The following is a 22,295-nucleotide window of genomic DNA, read 5'->3' as shown; positions in this document are numbered from 1 at the left end:
TTGAATTTAAGTTGTATACTTATTTTTTATTGGAACATGTTAAATTACTAGATGTTTAAAAGTGTTTGTCACGCTTTTGAATGTCTAGTTTTTTGTTCCTTATTAGACGCAACATTATAGTTTGTTATAAATTAAATTCCTAGCCATCAAACATTATGATTATAAAATAAAAAACAAAAAAATTAAGCCAAGTAATTGAAGTGAGGAGACACATTCATCATTACTTGGCTTTTACGGGAAATGAATTAACTGTATATAAATAGTAAGGACTAGGTACTAAGTATATACTCGAGCAAAAATTGTTTTGTTTGTTACTATAAACAACACAAAGGAGATGGCTTCTTATTGGTTACCAATAAGAAGATAAACTTTATTATATCAAAGAGAAATTAATAAGTAAACAGAAATTTCAGAATTTTTAAAATTAACTAATTTTAATTAAACATATAGGAATTACAATACAAAATAACTTTATTATATAAAGAGTTTTCTGTATATTCGTGTTGTAGTATTTCCGATAATTTGCTAACATTCAATTGATTAGCGCAAATTCAAGGGGGTCGTGTGGGTGAATAAAACAGTACGAGATTTAATATTAGTTGTTTTTGGATCGTTCATTTTTTCAGCTGGGGTGAATACGTTTATTATATCTGCTGATTTAGGTGAGGGAGGGGTGACTGGTATAGCGATCGTACTTTACTATGCTTTTCACATTTCTCCAGGTATTACAAACTTTGTATTTAATGCCATTTTAATTGGGATAGGTTATAAATTTTTAAGTAAACGAAGTATGTATTTAACTATTATCGCAACGATTTTAATTTCTATCTTTTTAGAATTAACTGTGAGTTGGGAAATTGAAACAGGCAATATATTGGTTAATGCAGTATTTGGTGGTCTTTGTGTGGGTCTAGGTATAGGTGTGATTGTGCTTGCAGGTGGTACTACAGCAGGGACTACAATTTTAGCTCGAATCGCTAATAAATACTTAGACGTTAGTACACCTTATGCATTACTATTCTTCGATTTAATTGTTGTAGCTATATCACTGACTGTTATTCCAATTTCTAGTGCACTGGTTACTGTGATTTCATTGTATATCGGTACAAAAGTAATGGATTACGTCATTGAAGGTTTAAATACGAAGAAAGCAATGACAATTATTTCAAGCAAGCCTGATGAAATTGCTAAAGTAATTGATGAACAAGTAGGACGTGGGCTTACCATTTTAAATGGCCGTGGCTATTTTTCAAAAGAAGATAAAGATATTTTGTATGTTGTTATTACTAAAACTCAAGTAACGAGAGCAAAGCGTTTAATAAGAAAAATCGATGATAACGCATTTTTAGTTATTCATGATGTACGAGATGTATACGGAAATGGTTTCTTAATCGATGAACATTAAGATAACACAATGTAAAGTTGAATAATAAAGTTGCCTAATTTATTTGGAATATTTCCATCGTGAATTAGGCTTTTTATGATAGAAAAAAGTTAAGCAAATCATATAGCGAACTAAGATTTAAAAATGTTATTTTGTGAATATAAAGCCTATAAAGATAACGAAATATGAAGGTCTGTTGAAAATAATTAATAGTCAATAGGTGTAAAAAATGATATAATACCATCTATGATAATGATTATCATTTACTTAAGATAATTGGAAAATTTAACATGACTTAATATAAATTAATTGGGAAAATATACGATGTTATGCTTATTAATATAGGAAGAAGGGGAATTATGAATCGCTTAAAAGGAGAACAGGTCACTATAGGTTATGGAGAAAATATCATTGTGGATAATTTAGATGTTCACATTCCTGATGGCAAGATTACCTCAATTATAGGACCAAACGGTTGTGGTAAGTCGACGTTACTTAAAGCGTTATCACGACTACTGCCAATTAAAGGTGGAGAAATCCAATTAGATAACGAAAACATACACTCACAATCTACGAAAGAGATTGCTAAAAAAATTGCGATTTTACCTCAATCTCCAGAGGTTGCAGATGGCCTTACAGTTGGTGAATTAGTATCATATGGTCGTTTTCCACATCAAAAAGGTTTTGGACGTCTATCTGCCGAAGATAAAAAAGAAATCGACTGGGCAATGCGTGTTACAGGTACTTATGACTTTAAATTACGACCGATAAATGATTTGAGTGGAGGACAACGACAACGTGTATGGATTGCAATGGCTTTAGCTCAGCGTACAGATATTATATTCTTAGATGAGCCAACAACATATTTAGACATTTCGCATCAGTTAGAGATATTAGAATTAATTACACAGCTCAATAAAGAACAAGGCTGTACTATTATTATGGTATTGCATGATATTAACCAAGCCGTTCGTTTTTCTGATCATTTAATCACTATGAAGAATGGTGATATTATCGCTAATGGTGATACTGAGGAAGTATTAACTAAAGACATATTAGAAAAAGTATTCAACATTGATGTTGAAATTAGTACAGACCCAAGAACTGGCAAACCAATGTTAGTAACGTATGACTTGTGCAGAAAAAGCTATTCAGAAGTTTAGGGGTAAATTATGACTACTAAGAAAAAAGGGAAGTTAAGTTTTACAGCAACTTTTATAATAGCTGTATTATTATTAATCGGCGCACTCATCATTTCTATATTGTTCGGGGATGCCAAAATTCACTTAAGCACAATTTTTGAAGCGGTGTTTAATTACGATTCTAAAAATCAACAGCATAATATTATTAGTGAGATTCGTATTCCAAGAGATATTGGAGCTATATTAGTAGGTGTTGCGTTAGGTACTTCAGGCGCTGTTATTCAAGGTGTGACTAAAAATGGTTTAGCTGATCCAAGTCTTATAGGATTAAACTCTGGTGCATCATTTATGCTAGCGCTTACGTTTGCATTTTATCCTACTGCACCATTCCTTGTAATGATGTTTGCTGGTTTTATAGGTGCGTTGATGGGTGGCTTTATAGTTTTAATGATTGGAAGGTCAAGAAGCGACGGGTTCAATCCTATGAGAATTATTTTGGCGGGTGCTGCTGTTAGTGCGTTGTTAACTGCATTAAGCCAAGGTGTTGCTTTATTATTTAGGCTAAATCAAAGTTTAACGTTTTGGAGTGCTGGTGGTGTATCTGGTACAACTTGGAATCAATTAGTTTGGGCAGCACCGTTTATCATCATTGCGCTTGTTATTATCATTTCAATGAGTAAGCAATTAACTATTTTAAATTTAGGTGAAACATTGGCCAAAGGTCTAGGGCAAAACGTTGCGTTTACGCGAGCTATTTCACTGATATTATCTATGGTTTTGGCTGGTATTGCAGTTGCAATGGTTGGCCAAATTGCCTTTGTCGGTCTGATGGTGCCACATATAGTGAGATACTTAGTGGGCACGGACTATGCTAGAGTGATACCTTTAACTGCTGTAGTCGGTGGTTTGCTATTACTAGTAGCAGATACGACTGCACGTATGTTAGGAGAAGCCCCAGTAGGAGCCATCATTTCCTTTATTGGTGTACCTTACTTCTTGTATTTAGTTAAAAGAGGAGGTCGCTTCTCATGATAGATCCAAAGTTAAGATATAAACAGTGGCTTACGATGATTATACTCACTATTCTAGTCTTGTTAGCGTGCGCATGGAGTATTACTTCTGGAGAATATAAAATGTCTGTCGAGGCATTTTTCAAAACGTTGATTGGCCAGGGTGAATATACAGATACATTGATATTGATGGAATTTAGATTGCCGCGTATGATTATTACAATATTAGCTGGTGCTGCTTTAGCCATGAGTGGTGCAGTCATACAAAGTGTAACGAAAAACCCACTGGCAGAGCCTGGTATATTAGGTATTAATGCCGGAAGTGGATTTGTAATTGCTTTGTTTATAGTGGTAGGCCAGGTAGACGCGAGTAATTTTGTGTATGTTTTACCATTTATTAGTATGATAGGTGGTGTTTTAACAGCGCTTATTATTTTCTCGTTTAGTTATAATAAAGGAGAAGGTATTACTCCAGCGAGTATGGTACTTGTAGGTGTGGGGATGTCTACTGCACTTAGTGGTGGTTCATTAACACTAATGTCTACATTTGACGAAGACCAATCAGAGTTTATAGCTTCTTGGCTTGCTGGTAATATTTGGGGTGATGAATGGGCGTTTGTTATAGCCTTTTTACCATGGGTTATCGTGTTAATACCATTCTTATTATTTAAAGCGAATGTCCTAAATTTATTGAACACACATCAGTATATAGCTCAAGGTGTCGGTGTGAAGATAGGGCGCGAACGCATTGTCTTATTATTAGTGGCAGTTGTGTTGTCATCAGCAGCTGTTTCTGTAGCGGGTGCGATTGGATTTATTGGTTTATTGGGACCACATATTGCTAAGTCGATTGTTGGCCCGAGACATCAATTATTCTTACCGATTTCAATACTAATAGGTGCTTTTTTACTTGTACTAGCTGATACTATTGGACAAGTTATACTACAACCATCAGGTGTTCCAGCAGGTATTGTAGTTGCTATTATAGGTGCCCCTTATTTCTTATACTTAATGTATAAAACAAAATCAGTATAATTTGTTTAAGTGTGAAAAGTATGTTAAGTGTAAAATTTCCGCTTTACGTAGTGTTTATAAAATTGAAAAAAGCCAAGGCTAAGAAGCATGAGATACATTTATATCTCGTGCTTTTTTGCGATTACTCATCATTTTTAACAGCGCATTGATACTATAAATAAATTTTAGAAAATATGAGTAATGTTTTAATTTCTCCCATACAAATGAAATTAGCACTCATATGTTAGCGTTTGCATTTGTGTGTAGGGTATACTATAACTGAATAGTTTAAATAGGAGGTCGTTATTATGAAAAAATTAATTAAACAAAAAACGAATTTTTTGAATGATATGTTGGACGGGCTTTCAAAAACAAACAAACAAATAGAAATTATTTCAGACACAGTCGTAGTTAGAAAGAATAGAAAAGAACAAGGAGTTTCATTAGTTTCTGGTGGTGGAAGTGGGCATGAACCAGCTCATGCGGGTTATGTTGCCAATGGTATGTTAGACGCTGCAGTTTGTGGAGAAGTATTTACTTCACCGACGCCAGATAAGATTCTTAGTGCCATAAAAGCTGTTGATAATGGCGATGGTGTATTGCTTATAGTAAAAAACTATGCCGGTGATGTTATGAACTTTGAGATGGCTCAGGAGATGGCAGAAATGGAAGACATTCAAGTAGAAACTGTCGTTGTAAAAGATGATGTTGCAGTGGAAGATGAGGCTCAACGTCGAGGTGTAGCAGGTACAGTTATTGTTCATAAGTATGCAGGACATTTGGCAGAAAAAGGGCTGTCATTGGCAGAAATAAAAGAAAAAGTAGAAGGTTTATTACCTCGAATAAAAAGTATTGGTATGGCATTAACAGCACCTATGGTTCCCACTACTGGACAATATGGATTTGATATTGAAGAAGATGAAATGGAAATTGGTGTGGGTATACACGGTGAAAAAGGATTGTCTAGAGAAAAAGTTGAACCCGTAGATCAAATTGTAGAGCGATTAATTCAAGTTTTACTTAAAGAAGTTGAATCAGATGAGCTTATTGTAATGGTCAATGGCATGGGGGCAACGCCTTTGTCAGAACTTAATATCGTTGCAAAATATGTCGATGAAAATTTAGAACAAAAGAGCAAATCGATTACTCATTGGTTAGTCGGAGATTACATGACTGCATTAGATATGCAAGGTTTATCATTAACATTTGTACCATCTTCAGAAGAATTGTTAGAAGCGTTAACTGAAACAACAGAAAGTTTATATTTCCATTAAAAATAAAGTGATTATTGAAAGGAGAGAAAGATAGATGAATATCGCTGAACTAAAAGAAAGATTATTAAAATTAGTAGATGTGTTTGAAGAAAAGAAAGAGTTATTAACAGAATTAGATAGAGCAATCGGTGATGGCGACCATGGCGTGAACATGGTTAGAGGTTTCAAAGCGTTACCAGATAATATTGATGATAGTTCTATGCAAAGTTTATTGAAATCTACAGGTATGACACTTATGTCTAATATTGGTGGTGCTTCTGGTCCATTATACGGTTTTAGTTTTGTAAAGATGTCACAAGTAGTATCAGATGAAATAGGAAGTTCGAATTTGAAAGAACTCTTAAAAACTTTTTCAGAGGCAATTGCTCAAAGAGGTAAAGTGACGTTGAATGAAAAAACTATGTATGATGTAATTGAGCGTGCAAACCAAGCTTCACAAAATGATGAAATATTAACAAGTGATGTATTACAATCCTACGCAGATTTAACAAAAGATATCGAAGCAACTAAAGGTAGAGCGGCATATTTCAAAAAAGATTCCTTAGGACATGTTGACCCTGGAGCTCAAAGTAGTGTTTATATATTGAACGCATTGATTGGAGATGACTCGTAATGACAAATATAGTAGTAATTAGTCATAGTAAAGAAATTGCAGAAGGTACAAAAGCACTATTAAATCAAATGGCCGGCGATGTTAACGTCGTTGTACAAGGTGGCGTTGATGGTAAAATTGGTACATCGTATGATCATATTCAAGCATTAATAAACGAATTAACAGATGATGCATTGTGTTTTTATGATATAGGTTCTGCTGAAATGAACTTAGATTTAGCGATTGAAATGTATGAAGGTAACCAGCGTATTGAAAAAGTAGAAGCACCAATTGTTGAAGGTAGTTTTACTGCAGCTGTGCAATTATCAGTTGGTAAATCCATAGAGGAAACTTTAGGAGAATTAAATAAAACGTTTGGCTAAATAATGTTATTTGTTTTACTATGTTAAATATAAATTAAAATGAAGTTCTCAACTAATATAACAAAAAACTTCTTTTTTATAGGAATATTTAATTGAATTGTGGTAAAATGAAAATTAATTGTAATAGAAATCTGGATATCTAGGAGGACATTGCCATGAAAGATTTAATATTAAAACATGTCTTAAACGGCGAATTTGAGTCGGTCAAACGTTTAATGTCCCAAACAGATTTTATGGAATTTGAAGAAGTATACATTTCAAGCGCACATGAAGCTGAAAACATTATGTTTTATACATGTATTTTAGATATGATGAAAGTAGAAGAAACTGCAGAAATGCATGACTTAGCTTTTCTATTATTAGTCTATCCATTAAGTGAGCTTCAGGGTGCTTTAGATTCTGCGTATTATCATGCAGAGTCATCCATAAAACTTACTGAGGGCAAAGAAGTAAAAAGTTTGTTACAAATGTTATTATTACATGCAGTTCCTGAACCAGTCATTTCTGATAAAAAGGCATTTGAAATTTCTAGACAAATACTTAAATTGGACCCAACTAACAGTGTTGCGCGTAATGTACTGAAAGAAACAGCCAAACGTATGGATAACGTAGTTGTTGACTTTAATGAACTTAATCGTTTTAAAAATGCACACTAATAACAAAATTATCATAGTTGAGTAATCATATTATTAGAACTTGACAAAATAACACATTAAAGTAATTTATTAAAGAATCGAAATATACATGTTAAAAGGTGTATCTATTTTGATTCTTTTTCTTTTATTTTTTGCAATTTTATACACTGTTAAAGCCTACCTTTAGTAATGTATAAAATTGCAAAAATTAAATTAAGATAACCATAAAAATGCAATGGCTACATTAAGATTTGTTATATTTAAAGAATATAATGAATGATTAAAAACGATATTCAACTTATTTGTTATTATTGAGAGCAATTATAAGTGTAAAATTTTATATTGTGTAGTTGCAAAAAATAATCAGTAAGTTATAATAATGCAATGTGTTAACTATGAGGAGGTTAAAATAACATGGGGTTGAATAAAGAAGCTATAAAAATTGGTTTCGCTTATGTCGGTATCGTTGTAGGTGCTGGCTTTTCAACAGGACAGGAGGTTATGCAATTTTTCTCACCATATGGCCTATGGTCATATATTGGGGTTATACTTTCTGGTTTAATATTAGGCTTTATAGGTCGACAAGTTGCAAAGATTGGTACTGCGTTTGATGCGCAAAACCATGAGTCAACTTTAGACTATTTGTTTGGTGATAAGTTCAGTAAGCTTGTAGATTATTTGCTTATCTTTTTCTTATTTGGCATTTCAGTCACAATGATTGCTGGAGCAGGGTCGACATTCCAAGAAAGCTTTAATGTGCCGACATGGTTAGGTGCATTGATTATGGTTATTGCAATTTATATTACATTATTGTTGGATTTTAATAAAATTGTTAGAGCATTAGGCATTGTTACACCATTTTTAATTATTTTGGTTGTAATCATTGCTGCGTATTATCTTTTTAATGGTAGTATTTCGATAGACAAAGTAAATAAAACTGTACCAGAAGCTAGCTTATGGTTAGGTATATTGAAAGGAATTAATTATGGTGGACTTGCGTTCGCAGTAGGCTTTAGTACGATTGTCGCTATTGGCGGTGATGCTTCTAGACGTCGAGTATCCGGAGCTGGGGCATTATTTGGAGGTATTGTTTATACAATATTATTAGCGTTGATTAACTTTGCGTTGCAGTCTGAGTTTCCAAAGATTAAGGATGCTGATATTCCTATGCTGACATTAGCAAATGACATAAGCCCTTGGATTGCACTTATACTATCAGTTATTATGTTAGCTGTTATGTATAATACAATTCTTGGTTTAATGTATTCATTTGCTGCGAGATTTACAGAACCATATAGTAAAAAATATCATATATTTATCGTAGTTATAATGGTTGTAGCTTACGGTTTGAGTTTCGTAGGTTTCGCAGGCTTGATTAATTTCTTATACCCGATAATGGGTATTGTGGGACTTGTTGTTGTAATCGGCGTACTAATTAAATACTATAGCAGAAAACGTCAAAACAAAAAGTTCATAGCATAAATTATTCATGGTATTAAAATAAGAAATAAAAACTCAGCTTGTACAAATTGTACAAGCTGAGTTTTTAATAATTTCGATAATTTATAAATACTACTGTGCAATAGTTAATTATGGTACAATGCATTTCGAAAGGGAAGGTAATGCATGAAGAAAAAACACAAATGGACGATAATTACTTTAAGTATTGTTATTGTAGTAGCAATCTTGACTGCTCTGTTATTAAAACAACAGTATGACCGTCAACATTCACAAGAAATTAAAGAAAAAGTACAGATTAATAATAAAAATGTAAATGCATTTACAAATATAACTTATGGTACTGGTATGCCTAATAGTAGACTAGACATATTAACACCAACTGAATTAGATTCGGATAATAAGTTGCCCGTAATTTTTTGGATGCATGGTGGTGGCTTTATAGCGGGAGATAAACAATATAAGAATCCACTATTATCCAAAATCGCTGAGCAAGGCTATATTGTTGTAAATATTAATTATGCACTTGCACCAGATAATAAATATCCAACGCAGCTACACCAAATTGATCAAGCTGTAAAATTTATAAAACGTAATAAGCATGAATTACCAATGGATTTTGATCAAGTTATTTTCGGAGGAGACTCTGCTGGTGCACAGCTATCTAGCCAATACACGGCAATTCAAACAAATAAATCATTAAGAGAAGATATGTCATTCGAACAACAATTTGAGGCAGATCAATTGAAGGCAGCAATATTTTTTGGTGGTTTTTATGATATGAAAACAGTAAAAGCTACTGAGTTTCCAAGGATACAACTTTTTATGGAAAGTTATACAGGAAAACGAGATTGGGAACAGCAATTTAAATATATTAGTGAGATGTCTACGATAAATCAGGTTACCAAAGATTATCCGCCAACATTTTTATCTGTAGGTGACGCAGATCCATTTTATAGTCAAAATATATCATTTTATAAAAAGCTGAAATCGATGGATATTCCTGTGGATAAATTATTTTATGATGGCTCCCATAATTTGAGACACCAATACCAATTCCATATGGATTTACCAGAATCACAACAAAATATGAAAGATGTTCTAAGGTTTTTAAGTAGAAATACAAGTTCATCAGGTGTTGAAACAAATGTTAGTGAAGAAACGACGAATCCTAATGGAGTCGAATTAAACCCTTATTAAATAATAAGAATATATGAAGTGTTATTTGTATCTTATAATGTAATGTTAGAAATTTTATATTGTGACAGTCTTAATATGAGGCTGAGCTAAACGCATATAGTATAATTATTAATTTAATTTCAAAAATTGACTACATTCGAGTTATAAAAAAGGAGGGGGACAGAAATCATATTTTCAATAATGATTTCATTGTCCTGCTCCTTTTTAAAATTGCAGTAAAAAGTTGAAAGAGGTCAACTATTAATGATTATAAAACGACATCGGTATTTTAAATTTCTATATCTAAATGATTATATGACAATATTATTATTTGGGTCCTTGTTAATTTATAATTAAACTATAAGTGTGACATGTTTAAATATTATGCTTAGAGGTAGATTAAAATAATAACTTGGCCATTACATATTTGTTGTAATATCTACCGTCGATGTATAATTTATCACGAAGTTCACCTTCTATTTGATAACCCGCAGTTTTAAATAATTCAACAGCTGTAGTGTTTTCAGGTACTACTGTTGCTTCTATACGACGAATGTTATGATTTAAGCACCATGCATCTACAGAATTAATTAAAGATTGGCCGAGGCCTTTTTCTCTGTAGTGTCTAATGACGCCCATTGAAAAATGAGCTTCATGACGTGTGCGTTCAAAATTTTCTGTCGTTACGATTGCAAAGCCGACGAGTTCGCCGTTATTTTCAGCGATATAAATGGCATTGGAAGGCGATGTAATATAGTGCTCTAGATTTGAAAGCGCATCGTTATTAGAAGGTGCGTATTCCCCTGGGTTGTATATTAAATAATCAGATTCATCATAAATTGTCGTTAATAATTTAACAAATGGATCTACATCATTGATACCGATTTCACGTATTTGATGAACCATGTGTGTCCACTCCTTATTTCTATTTTGCTAATGCCTAGTTATAGTATAACTTAACATCATTAGCGTGATATTACTAGGACATATTTATGTTGAGATAAACTAATATAAAGGAAGTATGATTATGAAACCTAACATTTTATTGGCAGGTGTCACAGGATATATAGGTAAAAATTTAATCCAGCATATAAAAAATGAGGCTAATTTATATACATTATCAAAATATCCTAAAGAAGAAGACTTTAAAGAAGTGACATGGTTAAAGAAAGATATTTATAATTATATGGATGTGTTATCAGCTATGGAATGTATGGATATAGCCATCTATTATTTGGATCCAACTAAACACTCTGCAAAATTAACACAAGCCACAGCAAGAGATTTGAATTTAATCGCTGCAGATAACTTTGGTCGGGCAGCTGCTAAAAATGGTATAAGTAAAATTATTTATATTAGTGGAAGTAGATTTGATTATGAAACCATCCAACGTTTGTCGTCATATGGTGTGTTTGTGAAAAAAACAGAAACAACTGTATCACGTCCACATGTATCGGTGGAACTTCAATCTTCTAAATACGATGATGTTCGTAGTGCTCTAAGCATGCAGCTTCCTATGAATTGGACACTAGAACAAATGGTTGAATATTATTTTAAATGGTTGAATGAAACTAAAGGCACATTACTGCACACATACAAAGAAGATGAGGATTATATAATATACCTTAAAGATAAGGCTAAGCCTATTCTTGTTTTTCATAAAATGCAAATAGAAGAAGACATCATTTCATTACATTTAGTGGGTGGTACATTAGTTAAACCTAATTTATTGAAACAAGGTAAGTTAGAATTTCGTAGACTCAAAAATACGCAAACTGTAGTAGTACATTTATATGATTATATACCTAAATTAGTTTGGCCGGTGTATTATTTAATTCAGTCTCCATTCCAAGGTTTGATGATGAGAGGTTTCGAGATAGATTGTCGAATTAAGCATTTTAACGGGAGAATTCAGTCTGGGGAAGACATAAAATATACTAAATAGATAAAGTGGTGATGACGTGGATATTTTATTAGTAGAAGATGATATGACATTATTTAAAGAATTAAGTGAAGAATTAGAACAATGGGATTTTAAAATTTATGGTATTGATGATTTTAATGATGTATTAGCTAAATTTGAAGCAGTTAACCCTGCTATCGTTATTATGGATGTGAAACTACCTAAATATGACGGTTTTTACTGGACTAGAAAGATTAGAGAAACATCTAATACGCCAATATTATTCTTATCGTCGAGAGACAATCCAATGGATCATGTGATGAGTATGGAATTGGGGGCAGATGATTATGTTCAAAAGCCATTTAACACGAGTATATTAATTGCTAAACTACAAGCAATTTATAGAAGAGTATATCAATTTAGTTTGGAAGAAAAGCGAGTTCTTACTTGGCAAGATGCAACTTTAGATTTGTCTAAAGATAGTATTAATAAAAATGAAGCACAAATTTACTTATCCAAAACTGAAATGATTATTTTAGAAATGCTAGTTAAGAAGCAAGACCAAATTGTTACGAGAGATACATTGATTACTGCATTATGGGATGATGAAGCATTCGTTAGTGACAATACATTAACGGTTAACGTGAATCGTTTAAGGAAGAAATTAGCTGATATTGGTATGAGTGACGCAATTGAAACGAAAATAGGTAAGGGATATATGGCGCATGGATAACTTTAAATGGGTTTATATCTTTTTAAGGTCACGGATATATTGGATATTATGGTTTATTTTCTTAAACTTTATCACTCTGCTTATTGCTTATTTAGATTATGATATTAGTGTGGGGAGTACATATTATATTATTATTTTAAATCTAGGTATTTCAATATTGTTCTTGTCGTTCACATTTTTAAAGGAAATTAGATTTTTTAAGCATTTAGATGAAAATATAGAACCTGAAGCATTAAAGCATAAATCATTGGCGGACACGCCGTTACAGCAAGAAATGGTTAATTATTTATACAATCAAATTACAGATCAAAAATCATTAGTTACGCGTCAGCAAAAGCAAATTCAATCTACTGAAGCATCATTAACAGATTTTGTACATGATATTAAAACACCTGTAACAGCAATGAAACTATTAATAGAAAAAGAACAAGACACTACTAGAAAAAACGCGCTTTTATATGAATGGACACGAATAAACGACATGTTAGATAGGCAGTTATTTTTAACTCGCTTAGAGTCACAAAATAAAGATATGTATTTTGAACATGTGGCACTAAAACGTCTTGTAATTGAAGAAATACAAATCACTCGATATATTAGCCAGTCTAAAGGTATTGACTATGATTTGAATTTTGAAGGTGACTATAAAGTATATACAGACGTTAAATGGTGTCGAATGATGATTAGACAAATTTTATCAAATGCAGTTAAATATAGTGAAGAAAGTACAATTCATGTTCATGCTTATGTCGATCAAGGTCATACAGTTCTTAGAATTACAGATGAAGGTAAAGGGATAAGTGCTAAAGATTTACCACGTATTTTTGAAAAAGGTTTTACTTCCACTACTGATCGTAATGAAACATCAGCTTCTGGGCTTGGTTTATACCTTGTCAATCATGTGAAAGAAAAGTTAAAAGTCCATGTATCGGTTTCTTCAGAACCGAAAGTAGGGACAACTATGAATTTTATTTTCCCTAAGCAAAATGAATTGATATCAAGATTATCTGAAAATATATAAATTAATGAGTAATTGCAAAAATATAATAATAAACGTATAGGTATTATAAATTATGTTAGCCAATACGTATTTAGAACCTGAGAAGATTGTTTGTTTCTTGGGTTCTTTTTGTTCCTAACATTATATGGTGGATGTATGTGTATTTAAAATTATTTATAAAAATATTTGCAAATTAGTGAAAAAAGTTGTTGAATACAAATAATAAATATGCAATCATATTTAAGGTGAGTTTAATATGAAATAGTTATTAAAATTAATCCAATCTGATAGGTTACAATTTCTAAATATGCAACTATGCTTTATAACAATAAAAGTAGTAAAATTTTGTTAATTTTACGAAAATGTAATATTAAGAATTTGTAAATGCAATTGTAGGATTGTAAATTTTGTGCTATTTTCAAATAAGGATAAATCAACATTTATGAGATTTTTTAACCAATAGAAGCAAATGCTCATTTACGCAATTTTAACAATAGCGAAATGATTCAGAATGATGAGTGAATTGTAAATCTTGTAAATCTTAATTTATCTTAAATATAGGTATTTAAATTTTTTAAATTTATTGAAGGTGATTGGGGACAATCGCTGTAAATGGAGGATTTTTTGGATGTTTAACAAGAAAAAAGATAAGTTCATGGTGAAACTAGAAGAAATGGTGTTCAATTTAGATAGAGCAGCAATTGAATTTGGGAAAATGGATTTTAATACACACTTAGATTTGAAAGCATACTCAGATAATATTAAAACATATGAGTCGCACGGTGACGAATTAATGCATCAAGTGATCTCAGACTTAAACCAAACTTTTATTACACCAATCGAACGTGAGGATATCCTCTCTTTATGTAATGCAATTGATGACGTATTAGACGCAATTGAAGAAACTTCAGGCATGTTTGAAATGTATTCTATTGAATATACTGATGAATATATGGCTGAATTTGTAGATAATATTCAAAAAGCTATAGCAGAAATGAAATTAGCTGTTGGTTTATTAGTAGATAAAAAATTATCACACATGCGTATTCATTCTATTAATATTAAAGAATTTGAAACAAACTGTGATGGTATTTTACGTCAATCAATTAAACATATTTTTAATAGTGAAACAGACCCAATAACATTAATTAAAATAAAAGAAATATATGAAAGTTTAGAAGAAATTGCAGATAAATGCCAAGCCGTAGCAAATAACTTTGAAACTATAATAATGAAAAATAGCTAAGGAGTCCTAACTTATGGAATATATTTTGATCATCACAGTAGCTATTGTTATTTTTTCACTTATATTTGACTTTATCAATGGTTTCCATGATACAGCCAATGCTGTCGCTACTGCTGTTTCAACGCGTGCCTTAACTCCTAGAACGGCTATACTTTTGGCATCTGTCATGAATTTTATCGGTGCTTTAACGTTCACTGGGGTTGCAGGAACAATAACTAAAGATATCGTAGACCCATTTAAATTAGAAAATGGTCTAGTTGTAGTATTAGCAGCTATTATCGCTGCAATTTTCTGGAATTTATTAACTTGGTATTATGGTATACCAAGTTCATCTTCTCATGCATTGATAGGTTCTATCGCTGGCGCGGCAATTGCTTCACAAGGTTCATTTGCCGTATTACATTATCAAGGTTTTACAAAAATCATAATTGTATTGCTTTTATCACCAGTCATTGCATTCTGTGTAGGTTTTATAATGTACTCGATTGTAAAAGTAGTATTTAAAAATGCGAACCTTACAAAAACTAATCGTAATTTTAGATTCTTTCAAATTTTCACAGCGTCTTTACAATCGTTTTCACATGGTACGAATGACGCTCAAAAATCAATGGGGATTATTACATTAGCTTTAATTGTTGCAGGTGTTCAAACGGGTTCTAGCGTAGAACCACAACTATGGGTTAAAGTTTCCTGTGCTACTGCGATGGGATTAGGTACTGCTGTTGGTGGTTGGAAAATCATTAAAACAGTTGGTGGTAATATTATGAAAATACGACCAGCTAATGGAGCTGCAGCAGATTTATCATCTGCGTTAACTATATTTGTAGCATCATCACTACATTTCCCACTATCTACAACACACGTAGTTTCTTCATCTATCTTAGGTGTGGGGTCTTCAAACCGTATTAAAGGCGTTAAGTGGAATACAGCACAACGTATGATTGTTACATGGGTTATTACATTACCAATTTCTGCAATAGTTGCAGCGCTAATTTATTACATTATTAATTTTTTCTTATAATTTAAGATAAAGCATTCCAAAAGCGGCTGAGACAAATTGATTGTCTCAGCCGTAATTATTTTATAGCAGTAGTTTTAAGGTACATTTCTTAATTTATTGAGTTAGTAGTACTTATACATAAGCTTTTACTCAGGTGTGCACTTATAAAAATTAGTATTATTTATGTAAAAGATCCAGCTTTTGTAATAAATACATTCAGTTAATGGAACTTACGCTTCAGTATTGATTAAGATAAACCTTTTAACCTTATCAATCTTAGCTCTCATTGCCAGGGAAGACAATGAAAGCTATTAGATAAATTAATTTTCTGTCTCACACTTTTTCGATTCAAATATAGGGATCTGGAAATGATAAATGTTTAAAATTCATGAGCACACAATAATAGCCTGAGACATAAATGTCTCAGGCTATTATTTGATTTATTTTAAGATTATCATCAGTTTATTCGCATAATAAGTTTATAATTAGTGAATGTAATTATAACTTGAAGCTTGTGATGCAGGGATAGTACGATAATCAACAGTACCTGGAGGTGTATTGTAATTCATTTCTGAAATTAGAATACTACCATCTGGATTTACTTGTTCTACGTAAGCAACGTGTCCAATAGGTCCTTCATAATTTTGCATGATTGAACCAGCACTTGGTGAATTATTTACTGTATAACCATCTGCAGCGGCATTGTTTGCCCAGTGATCTGCGTTCCACCAATAAGTACTAATTGGTTGACCAGTTTCTGCTCTACGATTAAACACGTGCCAAGTACATTGACCCCAATCATATAGGTTAGCATCACTTGCTGATGATCCACCAGTATTCGTGTTTGGTGTTTCTGTTGAGCTTCCGCCCGCACCACCAGTTCCTGTTGCACCAGGGATTGTTAATGTTTGATTAGGGTAGATGATATAACCATTTAAATTATTGGCTGAGACAATTTCTTCAACTGAAACGCCATATTTATTTGCAATGATATTTAAAGACTCACCTGATTGTACAGTGTGAGTTGATCCACCTGAAGTAGCGTTTGAAGATGATTCTTGTCCCTGAGAACCACTTCCGCCAATTTCAATGACTTGGCCTGGGAATACAATGTTATTATTAATGTTATTATTTTGTTTAATTTCATCAATTGAAACACCATATTGCTGTGAAATTGACCATAGTGACTCACCAGATTTTACTGTATGCTGTGTTGATGCATCAGCTTCATGATTTGCTATGAATGCTGCTGCACCTGAAGCAGCTGTTACTGCAAATGCTAACTTTTTCAAAAAAACTCCTCCTTCAATGCCTATGTCTAACAGTGATTATTGAAATAAATACATGTCGTTAGTTTTTTTAATCTCAATTCACGTTTCATACTAACAAAAATCATTTGCTTTGTGTACGTTGTTATAAAGTTGTAATATTATTAATATTTAGTGTTTCACTGAGAATTGTTCGATAAATGCCTTTGTATAGACGTTTATAAGCATGTGTTACATTTCACTTGTAATTAACTTTATTTAAAATGTAACATTAACTATTAACAAAATAGTGATTTTAACATTAAAATTGTTAGAAAATACATTCATCATGTTTACTAATCAATGAAACAGTGAACATTTAAAGTATTAATAATTGCAATCGTAGGACATTGTGAAAATTTACATGCTATACATATATCCCATAAATGTTATGATTAAACGCATATTATTTTTATAAATAGTTCTATAATGAGAAGGAGTGAGTAAATTGGCTGAATCAACACAACATGTAAATAAGCAACAAAACCAATCTAAAAAACAATCTAAATCACAGTCACATGCATATAGTAAAGTATGGCTATTCTTTATGTACTACTGGATTATTTTTGGTATTGGTTGCTATTTTGGGCAGTTCTTACCTATGGAATGGAGAAAACCACTTTCATTCGTACTTCTTGCCTTAGTACTCATTACGGTTATCTTTAATCGGGCACGTAAATATGGTTTAGTAATTTCCCACATTTACGCGATTGTTGTAGGTTTATTATCTTATGCAACGTTCACTGCATATTTACAGAATTTAGGACCAGAGGTATTTTTCAAAAATATCATTTTAGCAATTTCAGCGTTTATTGTTTTTGGTATTATAGGCTATTTCTTAATTGGTAATGCGGCTAGTATGGGAAAATATTTATTTGTTACTTTAGTTGCGCTTATTGTAGCAAGTTTAATCGGTATGTTTATACAAAATCCAATTTTTCATACGATTATAACTGTAGTAGGCTTATTACTATTTTTACTCTATACTTTGTACGATTTCAACCGTATGAAGCGTGGACAATTTTCTCCAAGAGAAATGGGCTTTAATTTATTTGTGAATCTGTTGCATATCATCAAGTATGTATTAAGACTTGCAACTAAGTTTAGAAAATAATAAAATTTTAATAATCAATTTGATGAAGACACCTTCAAAAAGACCTTGTGAAATGAGAGGTTTTTTGAAGGTGATTTTTTATCTGATGTCATTTTTTGATGAAACAGTCTTTTTAAATTTTAAAAAATACAATGTAACATTTTTAAAATTGAGTTTAATTAATGAAAAAAGTTGACAAAATTATCTGTTTTATACAAAATTATCTAAAGACAAAAAATACTTATTTAAATAATTAAGATATAAAGTACCAACTTTAGCTTTTATGATAGAGTGACATTTTAATGCATAGCGTATGACAATATTTGAAAGAGGTTAAATTATGAAAGCGCAGTGCTTAAATATTATTTCTAAGGATAATTATCCTACGAAACGTGTAGCTGACGGCTTATTACTAATATTCCCTTTAAAAGGAATCACAGAGATACAACATTTTATAACAGATATAGAAGTTGAAAATGACTTGTTTATAATCAATAACTCTGAAATTTTTACAATTAAAAGGAATGAACAAGCGATTAAGTTGTACATTGCAAGTGATTGGTTTTATGAGCGTGGCTATGACTTTTTTGCTTATCAATATACATCTAACTTAATCCAATCTTCCAATGCATTATTCCAATCTATACTTAGCTTAACTCAGTATCAATTAAATCAAACGTTGACTGAACCATTGTTTGAGTCCTACATGAATAATATTGTCGATATTATTGCTTCTGAAGCAAAAGTCGACATAAAATATTTGAAACAACAAACAGACTATTCATTTTATGGTATTACAGGAGAAATACTGGATTATGTTAACAACCATTTAGAAGAAAAATTAACGTTAAAAGAAATGGCTAATAAACTTTTTATTTCTCAATCAAATATATCGACGCAATTTTATAATACGTTGGGGATGAGCTTTAAAACGTATATAGATACTTTAAAACTTTCAACATCGATATCCAGCTTGCTAATAGGGAAATCTACAATAAGCGAGGTATCCGACTACTATGGATTTAGCAATTCTGCTATCTATAGTAAAAAGTTTAAACATTATTTTGGCTATTCACCTAAGGACTATCGTCTACTTTCAAAATTGGATAAATCATTTCCTTTTACATCAGAGGATTATAATACGAGTGCAATCGCTGAAATTCAGAATATAATAGCTGAACGACTTAACAAACTTAATGTTCAGAATAATTATATATGTATTGATCTACAGCATATTAAAGAGTCTACTAACGATACTATGGTAATTCAAATTCATAGTATAGAAGAGTTTCATAATTTATTTGCGAATAAAAGTATGAGTTATCTATTTGAAGGTACACAAAAAGTAATTGTTTATTGCATGATAGATCCGAGAAAGTTACGGGAAACATTTATGGATAAATCTTATGGCTTGATTAATTTTGTTTATCACGCAAATGTGAACCTTGCGTTTCAAATTACTAGTAATGACGATGTTAATATATATATCGAACAAATATACAGTCAATATCAAGCTTATTTACAGGCACATCCAGAATTGTCAGAAAAACATATGCATTCAGTGAGTTACATCTTTAATGTTGAGAGTATGACTATCAAAGAAATTTATCGTAATATTATTAAAATTCAGCAGTATAGAGAACATGTGAAATTTGGAATTGATATTACACATTTATTCAATAACCCTGAATGTTTTAAATTGATGGAGAAGCAGATGAAACGTATAGGATTTGATTATTTCTTTATAGATAATCATAAATTAACTTCTCCTTATTTGAGCGAAGATCATGAAGACTTGCTTATAAAACAAGTGTTTAAGTTTAGTAATATTAAAAAGATTATGAATGATATGGAATTGGAAGAAAGAGCATACTTCCTTTTGAATGTGCATAATAATTACTTATTAAATGATGACAATATGGAAATTATCGAAAGTCCACCGTTACTGATGGGGATGTTTAAACAGATGCGTGAATATTTTACAGGCGTTGGGATAGATTTATTCCAGCAACAAGGTGAGAAAAATGCATTATATTTATATGATCAAAAAGGATTTCGCTCTGTTTTAGGTAATATGTATGAAAGAATAATGGAGAAAATGAGATATGAAGTGAAAGATTTTGAATATTATACGATAGTAAATCAACCAGAGAAAATTTCAATTTTTGTAAATGATTGGCGTATAGGGGAAAGTGAAACTGCAGAGAGTGAATCGCAAAATATACAAATACATTTAAATTTTAAAGATAAGGCTTTGAAACGTACTATTTATTTTTTATGAAAAAATAAATAGTACGTTTGGAAATATAAATGGTATTATTGCGCCAGCTTTAAGAATTGAATATACGTGGTCAGATGAATTAATTAGCAAAATCGATGAGTATAATAAACCGCATTTTAGCGTTATGCAACATCATTTTGAAGAAGAGAATTTGACTATTGATTTAAATTATAATACTGTTCATATTATTGATATTTACAAAAAGTAAAACATTATTATATTTCACCTCTTTTAAAAATATACGTGGCAAAATATAATTTATCGTTATTCGTAATTTTGACAAATCTATAATTATAAATAATAAGGACATAGACTTGTAATTTATGGATAATTGTATTGTATTGCTTACTTACTAGCATTTGGAGGTGTAACAACAGTGAATAAAGACAAAAAAGAGCAATTTTTAAATATTTACAAAAAATACAAAAGTTTAATGCACTACATTGAATCAAACTACAAATTGACTATGAATGACGTTGCAATTTTAGAATTGATAGAACAAAATTGTAGTGAAAATAACATGTTAATGCAGCCATTTCTAAAAATTGCAACTACTGAACTTGAGTTAAGTAGGACTAAGGTGCTTGCATCGATTCGCAGATTGATTGATCAAGATAGAGTAAGCAAAATACGTTCAACTGAAGATGAACGTAAAGTATACTTATTTATGGATAATGACAATGCGCAAAACTATAAAATTTTATTAGATGATATTGAAGGATATGTAAAGTAAACAATAGTATACTTTAACGGCTTTAATAGTCTAAATAGAATACTAAAATAAAAAGCTACAGATATTTACTTTATATGCTAAGTATCTGTAGTTTTTATAGTTTAAAAGGACTTGAGTTCAACTGATGTGCGTAAATCTATATTCTAAAGCAAAAATATTGTATAATATATCATATTAATAGATGTAGTAATCGAGAAAGCGAGATGAAATCATGGGACGTAAGTGGAATAATATTAAAGAAAAAAAGGCCCAAAAAGATAAAAATACAAGTAAAATTTATGCGAAGTTTGGTAAAGAGATTTATGTAGCAGCTAAATCAGGTGAACCTGACCCACATGCCAACCAAGCTTTACGTTTAACATTAGAACGTGCCAAAACTTATTCAGTTCCGAACCACATTATTGAGAAAGCAATTGAAAAAGCTAAGGGATCTGGTGAAGAAAATTATGATGAATTAAGATATGAAGGTTTTGGTCCAAATGGTTCAATGATTATTGTTGATGCTTTGACAGACAATGTAAATAGAACTGCTTCAGATGTACGTGCAGCTTTCGGTAAAAATGGAGGCAATATGGGTGTATCAGGATCAGTCGCTTATATGTTTGAATATACAGCTGTATTTGGTTTTGAAGGTAAATCAGTAGACGATACATTAGAAGAATTAATGGAAAAAGATGTGGACGTTAGAGATGTGATTGATGAAAATGGATTAACTATTGTATATGCTGAACCAGACCAATTTGCTCAAGTACAAGATGCATTAAGAGAAATAGGTATTGATACTTTTAAAGTTGCGGAATTTGAAATGTTACCTCAATCTGATATTGAATTATCAAAAGAAGATCAAGAACAATTCGAAACACTTGTTGAAGTATTAGAAGATTTAGAAGATGTGCAAAACGTATTTCATAATGTGGATTTGAAATAA

21 protein-coding genes are annotated in these 22,295 nt (G+C 31.4%); 19 read left to right on the top strand and 2 right to left on the bottom strand.

Annotated features, from left to right (window positions below; translation table 11 throughout):
* The first annotated feature begins 568 nt into the window (after positions 1-568).
* The 10 genes from ACSUE0_RS08215 to ACSUE0_RS08170 all read left to right on the top strand — a co-directional run bounded on the left by ACSUE0_RS08215 (position 569) and on the right by ACSUE0_RS08170 (position 10,092).
* Positions 569-1,405: a YitT family protein gene (locus ACSUE0_RS08215; RefSeq protein ID WP_017722610.1), complete on the top strand. Its 837-nt coding sequence runs from the start codon at positions 569-571 to the stop codon at positions 1,403-1,405.
* Positions 1,406-1,743: 338 nt separating this feature from the next.
* On the top strand, positions 1,744-2,547 hold the full coding sequence (locus ACSUE0_RS08210) for an ABC transporter ATP-binding protein (protein WP_119603713.1): 804 nt from the start codon (positions 1,744-1,746) through the stop codon (positions 2,545-2,547).
* Between the two features lie 9 nt (positions 2,548-2,556).
* Positions 2,557-3,558 (top strand): FecCD family ABC transporter permease, encoded by a 1,002-nt coding sequence (locus ACSUE0_RS08205; RefSeq protein ID WP_017722608.1) that lies wholly within the window; start codon positions 2,557-2,559, stop codon positions 3,556-3,558.
* Complete coding sequence (locus ACSUE0_RS08200; RefSeq protein WP_119614300.1) at positions 3,555-4,571, top strand: FecCD family ABC transporter permease; 1,017 nt, start codon at positions 3,555-3,557, stop codon at positions 4,569-4,571. The genes ACSUE0_RS08205 and ACSUE0_RS08200 overlap by 4 nt, the downstream gene beginning before the upstream one ends.
* 287 nt (positions 4,572-4,858) lie before the next feature.
* Positions 4,859-5,824 (top strand): dihydroxyacetone kinase subunit DhaK, encoded by a 966-nt coding sequence (gene dhaK, locus ACSUE0_RS08195; RefSeq protein ID WP_119614301.1) that lies wholly within the window; start codon positions 4,859-4,861, stop codon positions 5,822-5,824.
* A 34-nt stretch (positions 5,825-5,858) separates the two neighbouring features.
* Complete coding sequence (gene dhaL, locus ACSUE0_RS08190) at positions 5,859-6,437, top strand: dihydroxyacetone kinase subunit DhaL (protein WP_119614302.1); 579 nt, start codon at positions 5,859-5,861, stop codon at positions 6,435-6,437.
* Entirely contained in the window at positions 6,437-6,799 is a 363-nt protein-coding gene (gene dhaM, locus ACSUE0_RS08185; RefSeq protein WP_119614303.1) for a dihydroxyacetone kinase phosphoryl donor subunit DhaM, read from the top strand. The genes dhaL and dhaM overlap by 1 nt, the downstream gene beginning before the upstream one ends.
* A 155-nt stretch (positions 6,800-6,954) precedes the next feature.
* Positions 6,955-7,455, top strand: coding sequence for a hypothetical protein (locus ACSUE0_RS08180; RefSeq protein ID WP_017722603.1), 501 nt, complete (start codon positions 6,955-6,957; stop codon positions 7,453-7,455).
* Between the two features lie 393 nt (positions 7,456-7,848).
* On the top strand, positions 7,849-8,916 hold the full coding sequence (locus ACSUE0_RS08175) for a YkvI family membrane protein (RefSeq protein WP_119614304.1): 1,068 nt from the start codon (positions 7,849-7,851) through the stop codon (positions 8,914-8,916).
* Between the two features lie 144 nt (positions 8,917-9,060).
* Positions 9,061-10,092, top strand: a complete 1,032-nt coding sequence (locus ACSUE0_RS08170; RefSeq protein ID WP_119614305.1) for an alpha/beta hydrolase — start codon at positions 9,061-9,063, stop codon at positions 10,090-10,092.
* A gap of 378 nt (positions 10,093-10,470) precedes the next feature.
* Here ACSUE0_RS08170 and ACSUE0_RS08165 read toward each other — a convergent pair whose 3' ends face one another.
* Positions 10,471-10,977 (bottom strand): GNAT family N-acetyltransferase, encoded by a 507-nt coding sequence (locus ACSUE0_RS08165; RefSeq protein ID WP_017722600.1) that lies wholly within the window; start codon positions 10,975-10,977, stop codon positions 10,471-10,473.
* Positions 10,978-11,098: 121 nt separating this feature from the next.
* Between ACSUE0_RS08165 and ACSUE0_RS08160 the strand changes: the two genes are divergently transcribed.
* The 5 genes from ACSUE0_RS08160 (at position 11,099) to ACSUE0_RS08140 (ending at position 15,974) form a co-directional block, all read left to right on the top strand.
* On the top strand, positions 11,099-12,016 hold the full coding sequence (locus ACSUE0_RS08160; protein WP_436956919.1) for a 3-beta hydroxysteroid dehydrogenase: 918 nt from the start codon (positions 11,099-11,101) through the stop codon (positions 12,014-12,016).
* Positions 12,017-12,032: 16 nt separating this feature from the next.
* A complete protein-coding gene (locus tag ACSUE0_RS08155) occupies positions 12,033-12,707 on the top strand; it encodes a response regulator transcription factor (RefSeq protein WP_119604191.1) in 675 nt (224 codons plus the stop codon).
* The gene (locus tag ACSUE0_RS08150; RefSeq protein ID WP_119614996.1) at positions 12,700-13,728 is read left to right on the top strand and encodes a sensor histidine kinase; all 1,029 of its coding nucleotides are present in this window, start codon (positions 12,700-12,702) and stop codon (positions 13,726-13,728) included. The genes ACSUE0_RS08155 and ACSUE0_RS08150 overlap by 8 nt, the downstream gene beginning before the upstream one ends.
* A gap of 607 nt (positions 13,729-14,335) precedes the next feature.
* Positions 14,336-14,953, top strand: coding sequence for a DUF47 domain-containing protein (locus ACSUE0_RS08145; RefSeq protein WP_017722596.1), 618 nt, complete (start codon positions 14,336-14,338; stop codon positions 14,951-14,953).
* A 13-nt stretch (positions 14,954-14,966) separates the two neighbouring features.
* On the top strand, positions 14,967-15,974 hold the full coding sequence (locus ACSUE0_RS08140) for an inorganic phosphate transporter (RefSeq protein ID WP_119614995.1): 1,008 nt from the start codon (positions 14,967-14,969) through the stop codon (positions 15,972-15,974).
* 464 nt (positions 15,975-16,438) lie between these two features.
* On the opposite strand, the gene ACSUE0_RS08135 is transcribed toward ACSUE0_RS08140, so the two are convergent.
* The gene (locus tag ACSUE0_RS08135) at positions 16,439-17,245 is read right to left on the bottom strand and encodes a LysM peptidoglycan-binding domain-containing protein (protein ID WP_017722594.1); all 807 of its coding nucleotides are present in this window, start codon (positions 17,243-17,245) and stop codon (positions 16,439-16,441) included.
* Between the two features lie 463 nt (positions 17,246-17,708).
* On the opposite strand from ACSUE0_RS08135, the gene ACSUE0_RS08130 reads away from it, so the two are divergent.
* The 4 genes from ACSUE0_RS08130 to ACSUE0_RS08115 all read left to right on the top strand — a co-directional run bounded on the left by ACSUE0_RS08130 (position 17,709) and on the right by ACSUE0_RS08115 (position 22,295).
* A complete protein-coding gene (locus ACSUE0_RS08130) occupies positions 17,709-18,374 on the top strand; it encodes a Bax inhibitor-1/YccA family protein (RefSeq protein ID WP_119614994.1) in 666 nt (221 codons plus the stop codon).
* A gap of 319 nt (positions 18,375-18,693) precedes the next feature.
* The gene (locus ACSUE0_RS08125) at positions 18,694-20,634 is read left to right on the top strand and encodes a helix-turn-helix domain-containing protein (RefSeq protein ID WP_436956915.1); all 1,941 of its coding nucleotides are present in this window, start codon (positions 18,694-18,696) and stop codon (positions 20,632-20,634) included.
* Positions 20,635-21,010: 376 nt separating this feature from the next.
* Complete coding sequence (locus ACSUE0_RS08120; RefSeq protein ID WP_119614389.1) at positions 21,011-21,367, top strand: transcriptional regulator, SarA/Rot family; 357 nt, start codon at positions 21,011-21,013, stop codon at positions 21,365-21,367.
* 211 nt (positions 21,368-21,578) lie between these two features.
* Complete coding sequence (locus ACSUE0_RS08115) at positions 21,579-22,295, top strand: YebC/PmpR family DNA-binding transcriptional regulator (RefSeq protein ID WP_119614388.1); 717 nt, start codon at positions 21,579-21,581, stop codon at positions 22,293-22,295.

The sequence above is a fragment of the Staphylococcus sp. AS1337 genome, assembly GCF_051408735.1.
Lineage (GTDB): Bacteria > Bacillota > Bacilli > Staphylococcales > Staphylococcaceae > Staphylococcus > Staphylococcus xylosus_B.
Note: the sequence above shows the minus strand (reverse complement) of the source record. Positions and strands in the feature narration are given on the sequence as shown.